The 7496-nt window shown below is 67.0% G+C and carries 4 protein-coding genes and 1 pseudogene; all 5 read left to right on the top strand.

Annotation, left to right across the window (positions count from 1 at the left end):
• Nucleotides 1–348 (top strand): annotated as a pseudogene (locus KTQ42_RS21495) (ABC transporter ATP-binding protein); the annotation flags it as partial.
• A gap of 21 nt (nt 349–369) precedes the next feature.
• The gene (locus KTQ42_RS21490; RefSeq protein WP_217347623.1) at nt 370–1152 is read left to right on the top strand and encodes an urea amidolyase associated protein UAAP1; all 783 of its coding nucleotides are present in this window, start codon (nt 370–372) and stop codon (nt 1150–1152) included.
• Nucleotides 1153–1272: 120 nt separating this feature from the next.
• The gene (locus KTQ42_RS21485; protein WP_217347622.1) at nt 1273–1929 is read left to right on the top strand and encodes an urea amidolyase associated protein UAAP2; all 657 of its coding nucleotides are present in this window, start codon (nt 1273–1275) and stop codon (nt 1927–1929) included.
• Nucleotides 1930–2019: 90 nt separating this feature from the next.
• A complete protein-coding gene (gene uca, locus KTQ42_RS21480; RefSeq protein ID WP_217347621.1) occupies nt 2020–5619 on the top strand; it encodes an urea carboxylase in 3600 nt (1199 codons plus the stop codon).
• A 43-nt stretch (nt 5620–5662) separates the two neighbouring features.
• Nucleotides 5663–7480 (top strand): allophanate hydrolase, encoded by a 1818-nt coding sequence (gene atzF / locus KTQ42_RS21475; RefSeq protein WP_217347620.1) that lies wholly within the window; start codon nt 5663–5665, stop codon nt 7478–7480.
• The last annotated feature ends 16 nt before the right edge of the window (nt 7481–7496 follow it).

Genomic DNA, 7496 nt, shown 5'->3' with positions numbered 1-7496 from the left:
CTGCTGATGGACGAGCCGTTCGGCGCGCTCGATGCCCAAACCCGCGAAGTGATGCATGACCTGATCCTGCATGTGCACCGGATCGAGAAGACCACTATCGTCTTCGTGACCCACGATGTCGAGGAAGCGATCTACCTCGGCCAGCGGGTGGTGCTGATGGCGCCGCGCCCCGGCCGCATCGATACCATTTACGACGTGCCGCTGCCGACGCGGCGCGAGCAGGACATGAAGCATGCGCCGGAATTTTTGGGGATGAAGAAGCAGATCCTGGCGCGCATCCGCGACACCTCCGGCATGGCCACCGACGGCGACCTGCTGGAGCGTCTAAATCTGCAAGCTGCAGCCTGAACAACGAGGGAGACCCATCCTATGCAAACCACTTTCTCCACCCTGCCGGCACTGGCCCGCGCGGCCGTGCCGGCGCATTCCACGCCCTACTCGCCCGAGCTGCTGCTATGGGAAGAAATCATGCCGGGCGGCGCCCACTGGTCGGGGCTGGTCCGACGCGGCAACACCTTGCGCATCACCGACCTGCATGGCGGCGCTAACCTGTCGGCGCTGTTCTACAACTTCGAGGAACGCAGCGAGCGCTACAACATGCCCGATACCCTGAAGGCGCAGCATACCGCGATGCTGACCCGCGGCCATGTGCTCTATTCCGACATGGGCCGGGTGCTGTGCGCGATTGCCGACGATACCTGTGGCTGGCATGACACGGTCTGCGGCATGTCCGACGCGGCCCTGGTGGAACGGTGCTTTGGCGTGGCGCGTTACCAGGAGCACCGCAACGCGATGTTCCGCAATGGCGAGGACGGCTGCCTGATTGAACTGGGCAAATGGGGCATGGGCAAGCGCGACCTGGTGGCCAATGCCAACTTCTTTTCCAAGGTGGTGGCGGATGCCGATGGCGCGCTGCGCTTCGACACGGCGCACCGCCGCGAAGGCCAGTACATCGACCTGCGCTTCGAGATGAATGTGCTGGTAGTGCTGTCGGCCTGCCAGCATCCGCTGGACCCGGCGACCCGCTACGACCCCAAGCCGGTGCGGCTGTCCTGCTGGCGCTCCGGCACAGCCGGCCAGGACGATGCCTGTCGCAATGCCTGCCCGGAGAACCAGCGTGGGTACATCAACACGGAGCGGTACTTTTTGTAGGGTGCAATACCCGAAGGGCACTGCACCGTGGACCGTAGCACGGCAGGTAAAGCGGGCCAGGCCACGAGCGACGATCGAAGGCGCCAGGCCTGAACAACGATGAACGAAGGGAAAACAAGCATGCAAGCCACACTGACTGAAAGCACCCTGGACCCGGCACTGGCCGCGGCCGACATGATCCACCCGGCCGGCGAACCCTGGCTGATGGAACTCAAGGCCGGCCAGGTGCTGCGCATCGTCGACCTCGAAGGCAACCAGGCGGTCGACACCATCTTCTACAGCGCGGCAGATCCATCCGAGCGCTACAGTCTTACCCGTACCATCGCGGCAGGGGGCAGGCTGTACCTCGGCGCCGGCTCGACGCTGATGTCCTCCGCCGGCCGGTCCATGCTGACCATCACCGCTGACACCTGCGGCCGCCACGACACCCTGGGCGGCGCCTGCGCCTCCGAGAGCAATACGGTGCGCTACGCCATCGAGAAGCGCTTCATGCACAGTTGCCGCGACAATTACCTGCTGGCGCTGGGCCATGACGAGCGCGGCCTGGACAAGCGCGACGTGGTCTCCAACATCAACTTTTTCATGAACGTGCCGGTGACGCCGGAAGGCCGCCTGACCTTCGAGGACGGCATTTCCGCGCCCGGCAAGTATGTCGAGATGCGCGCCGAGATGGACCTGCTGGTGCTGGTGTCCAACTGCCCGCAGCTCAACAATCCGTGCAACGGCTACAACCCGACCGCGGTGCGCTATCTAATCTGGAACCCGCTGCCAGCCTGAACCCAAGCCCCCGCCGGCACCGGCGCGCGGGACGACCCGCGACGCCCCGTAACACCGCGGGACGACCCGCAACGATACACAGAGTCCACCATGCCAGCCAAAGTCCTGATCGCCAACCGCGGCGCCATTGCCTGCCGCATCATCCGCACCTTGAAGCGCATGGAGGTCGGCGCGGTCGCCGTCTATTCCGATGCCGACGCCGATGCCCTGCATGTGACCCAGGCCGATGAAGCCATCGCCATCGGCCCGGCGCCGGCCGCACAGAGCTACCTGCAAGCCACACGGCTGATCGACGCCGCCCTCGCCACCGGCGCCACCGCCATCCATCCGGGCTACGGCTTCCTGTCCGAGAATGCTGCCTTCGCCGAAGCCTGCGAGGCGGCCGGCATTGCCTTTCTCGGGCCGACGCCGCAGCAGATGCGGGTATTCGGACTCAAGCACACCGCGCGGGCATTGGCCGAGCAGAGCGGCCTGCCGCTGCTGCCTGGCACGGGCCTGCTGGCCAGCCTTGAGGAAGCGACGGGTGCGGCAGCGCGCATTGGCTATCCGGTGATGCTGAAGAGCAGCGCCGGCGGCGGTGGCATCGGCATGCAGATGTGCCGCTCGCAGGAAGAACTGGCACAGGCTTTCGAGTCGGTGCGGCGCATGGCCCAGGCCAATTTTTCGGATGCCGGCGTGTTCCTGGAACGCTATATCGAAGCGGCGCGCCATATTGAGGTGCAGGTCTTTGGCGACGGCCGCGGCCATGTGATCGCCCTGGGCGAACGCGACTGCTCGCTGCAGCGAAGAAACCAGAAAGTGCTGGAGGAAACACCGGCGCCGAATCTGCCCGATGCGGTAAGGCAGGAACTGCATGCGATGGCGGTGAAGCTGGCTTCGGCGGTGAGCTACCGCAGCGCCGGCACCGTGGAATTCGTGATGGATGCCCGCACCCATGAGTTCTTCTTTTTGGAAGTCAATACCCGGCTGCAAGTCGAGCATGGCGTGACCGAGGCCGTCACCGGCATCGACCTGGTGGAATGGATGGTCCGCCTGGCCGACGGCACGCTGCCGCCGCTGTCGGATATTGTGGTTCGGCCGCAGGGCTGCGCGGTGCAGGCCAGGCTGTATGCGGAAGACCCGGCCAAGCAGTTCCGGCCCGCCACTGGCCTGCTGACTGAAGTCGTGTTCCCCAACGATGTGCGGGTCGACACCTGGGTCGAGCGCGGCACCGAGGTCACGCCGCATTACGACCCGATGCTGGCCAAGGTGATCGTTGCAGCGCCCACCCGCGATGCCGCGCTGGCCGGGCTAGGCCGGGCGCTGGCGGCAAGTCGCCTGGGTGGTATCGAAAGCAACCTGGCCTATCTCGAGGCGCTGACCCGTTACCAGCCTTTCGTGGAGGCCAGCCACACCACCCGCAGCCTGGGCGACTTCATGCCGGCTGTGCGCACCATCGACGTGCTGGAAGGCGGCGTGCAGACCACGGTGCAGGACTGGCCGGGCCGGCTCGGCTACTGGGACGTGGGCATGCCGCCCTCCGGGCCAATGGATGCGCTGTCGTTCCGCATTGCCAACCGGCTGGTGGGCAATGCCGAAGGCAGCGCCGGGCTGGAAATCACCGTCGCCGGGCCAACCCTGGCCTTCAACTGCGACACCGAGATCGCGCTGACCGGCGCGCCGGTGGAAGCGCTGCTAGACAACGAGCCCGTGCCGATGTGGCAGCCGCTGGCCATCCGCAGCGGCCAGACGCTGCGCGTTCGCCGCATCAGCGGCCACGGCTGCCGGGTCTACCTGGCGCTGGCCGGCGGCCTGGATGTGCCGGACTACCTCGGCAGCAAGTCCACCTTCACGCTGGGCCAGCTCGGCGGCCATGGTGGCCGGGTGCTGCGCGGCGGCGACGTGCTGCACCTGGGCCAGCCGCAGGCGCTGCCGTGCATGGCGCCGGCGCAGGCGCAGGCACTGGCGCCGCGCCCGGCGGCGCACTGGGACATCGCAGTGCTGTACGGCCCGCACGGCGCGCCCGATTTCTTTACCGACGACGACATCGCCATGTTCTTCGGCACCGACTGGCAGGTGCACTACAACTCCAGCCGCACCGGCGTGCGCCTGATCGGCCCCAAGCCGCAATGGGCGCGGTCGGACGGCGGCGAGGCCGGCCTGCATCCGTCCAACATCCATGACAATGCCTATGCGATCGGCACCGTCGATTTCACCGGCGACATGCCGGTGATCCTGGGGCCGGACGGCCCCAGCCTGGGCGGCTTCGTCTGCCCGGCTACCATCGTCCAGGCCGAGCTGTGGAAGATGGGCCAGCTCTCGCCCGGCGACACGGTGCGCTTTCACCGCATTGCCCATGCCGAGGCGGACCGCATGCTACGCGAGCAGAATGCGGCCATCTCTGGCGAGCCCCTGGCCATGCCGTTCTGCGCCGATTGCACCGTGGACGACGACGCGGTGCTGCACCGCCTGCCGGCGAAGGGCGAGCAGCCGGACGTGGTGTACCGGCGCTCCGGCGACCATTACGTGCTGGTGGAATACGGCCCGCTGGTGCTGGACCTGAACCTGCGCTTCCGGGTGCATGCGCTAATGACCCATCTGCAAGCGCTGCGCGAGGCCGGCGCGCTGCCGGGCATCATCGACCTCACGCCCGGCATCCGCTCGCTGCAGGTCCATTACGACAGCAGCCGGCTGGCGCTGTCGGGCCTGATGGATGCGCTGCTGAAGGCCGAAGCCGCGCTGCCCGACGTGGAGGACATCGAGGTGCCGACCCGCACTGTCTGGCTGCCGCTCTCATGGGACGATGCGGCGACCCGGCTGGCAATCGAGAAATACATGCAGTCGGTGCGCGCGGATGCGCCCTGGTGCCCAAGCAATATCGAGTTCATCCGCCGCATAAACGGCCTGGCCGGCATCGAGGCCGTCAAGCGCATCGTGTTCGATGCCAGCTATCTGGTGCTGGGCCTGGGCGACGTCTACCTGGGCGCGCCGGTGGCCACGCCCATCGACCCGCGCCACCGACTCGTCACCACCAAGTACAACCCGGCCCGCACCTGGACACCGGAAAACGCGGTCGGCATCGGCGGCGCTTACATGTGCGTGTACGGCATGGAAGGCCCCGGCGGCTACCAGTTCGTCGGCCGCACCATCCAGATGTGGAACCGCTGGCGGCAGAGCGCCGACTTTACCGACGGCAAGCCGTGGCTGCTGCGCTTCTTCGACCAGATCCGCTTCTATCCGATGGAAGCCCACGCGCTGCTGCAATACCGCAAGGACTTTCTGGCGGGACGGGTATCGCTGAAGATCGAGGAAGGCCGCTTCCGGCTAGCCGACTACCAGCGTTTCCTGGCCGACCATACCACCTCCATCGCCGCCTTCAAGGAAACCCAGCAGGCCGCGTTCGATGCCGAGCGAGAGCGCTGGGCACAAGCTGGGCTGTCGGTCGCGGAGGACAGCGCCGGGCCCGCCGCTGTACCACAGGAAGAGATCCCGGCCGAGTGCGACGCGGTGACCTCGCAGGTGGCAGGCAGCATCTGGAAGGTGCAGGTGAAGACCGGCGACCGGGTGCGCGCCGGCGACACCCTGGTGATCGTGGAATCGATGAAGATGGAAATGCAGATCGCCGCGCCGCGCGACGGGGAGATCGTGCGCATCGCCGTGGCCGAGGGCCAGGGCGTGATGGCAGGCCAGACCCTGGCCGTGCTGCGCTGAAAGCAGCTATCACCTGAGACATACCGACAACAAGCAACGAGGAATGACGATGAGCCTGAACCTGGAAATGAATGCGCTGCGCCAGCGCTACCTGGAACGCAGCCTGAGCCCGCTGGACATGGTGAGGCAGCTTGACGCGATGCTGTCCAAGGAAGAAGCGGCCGGCGGCCACAACATCTGGATACGGCGCCTGACGCTTGCGGAGATGCAGGCGTATGCGCAGCCGCTGCAGGCGCGCGATGCTGCCAGCCTGCCGCTGTACGGCATTCCCTTCGTCATCAAGGACAACATCGACCTGGCCGGCGTGCCGACCACGGCCGGCTGCCCGGCCTTTGCCTATACGCCGGAAAGGCATGCGGCCGTGGTGGCGCACCTGATCGAGGCCGGCGCCATTCCGGTCGGCAAGGCTAACCTCGACCAGTTCGCCACCGGTCTGGTCGGCGCCCGCTCGCCCCATGGCGCCTGCCGCAACAGCTTCAACCCGGACTATGTGTCGGGCGGCTCGTCCTCTGGCTCGGCGGTATCGGTGGCGCTGGGCCTGGCCAGCTTTTCGCTGGGCACCGACACCGCCGGCTCGGGCAGGGTGCCGGCCGCGTTCAACAACCTCGTTGGCGTCAAGCCCACGCTGGGCACGCTGTCCGGCAGCGGCTTGGTGCCGGCCTGCCGCACGCTAGACACGATCTCGATTTTCGCGCTGACAGCCGACAATGCGGCCCAGGTGCTGGCGGTAGCGCAGGGTCATGACGCCGCCGATCCGTATTCGCGGGCACCGCAGCCGCATGGCTTCGACTTCGGCAGCGCCGCCGCCTTCCGCTTTGGCGTGCCGCGTGCCGACCAGCTCGCCTTCTTCGGCAACGAGGAAGGCCTACCGCTGTTTCGCGCCGCGGTGGCGAGGCTCGAAGCCTTGGGCGGCACCGCTGTCGAGTTCGACTTCGCGCCCTTTCTGGAAACCGCGCGCCTGCTGTATGAAGGCCCGTGGGTGGCCGAGCGCTACCAGGCAATCCGCGGCTTCTTCGATGCCCATGCCGATGCGCTGCATCCGGTCACCCGCGAGATCACCGGCAATGCCGCGAAGTACAGCGCAGCCGATGCCTTCGCCGCGCTGTATCGCCTGAAGGCACTGCAGGGCACAGCGGGTGCGGCGTGGCGCGAGATGGACTGCTTCGTCACGCCCACCGCCGGCACCCATTACCGCATCGACGACGTCGAGGCCGACCCGATCCGGCTCAATTCCAATCTCGGCTATTACACCAACTTCATGAACCTGCTGGACCTTTCTGCGGTGGCAGTGCCGGCGGGTTTCCACGCCAATTGCCTGCCATTCGGCATCACACTGGTCGCGCCGGCCTTCCAGGACACGCCGCTGCTCAGGCTCGCAGCCCGCTTCCATGCAGGCGAGGGCCTGACCATGGGCGCCACTGGCCAGCCACTGCCGCCGCCGGCAGCAATGCCAGCCTTTCCTTCCGGCCGGGTACGGGTTGCGGTCTGTGGCGCCCATCTGTCCGGCCTGCCGCTGAACTGGCAACTCACGCAGCGCGGCGCAAGGCTGGTGGGTGAAGTCAGCAGCGCGCCCGATTACAAGCTCTATGCGCTGCCCGGCGGCCCGCCGTTGCGGCCAGGCATGGTGCGGGTCGGCCCCGACGCGGGCGGCGCGGCCATTGCGATGGAAATCTGGGAAATGCCTGCGACCGCCTTTGGCAGCTTCGTGGCCGGCATCCCGGCACCGCTGGGCATCGGCAGCGTGACGCTGGCCGATGGCGGCAGCGTGCAGGGCTTTGTCTGCGAGGGATATGCGGCAGAAGGTGCGCAGGACATTACTGGCTTCGGCGGCTGGCGGGCTTACGTGGCGGCGACGCAATGAAGGCAGCGCCGGCATG

The organism is Noviherbaspirillum sp. L7-7A, from assembly GCF_019052805.1.
In the GTDB taxonomy this organism is placed as follows: domain Bacteria; phylum Pseudomonadota; class Gammaproteobacteria; order Burkholderiales; family Burkholderiaceae_D; genus Noviherbaspirillum_A.
Note: the sequence above shows the minus strand (reverse complement) of the source record. Positions and strands in the feature narration are given on the sequence as shown.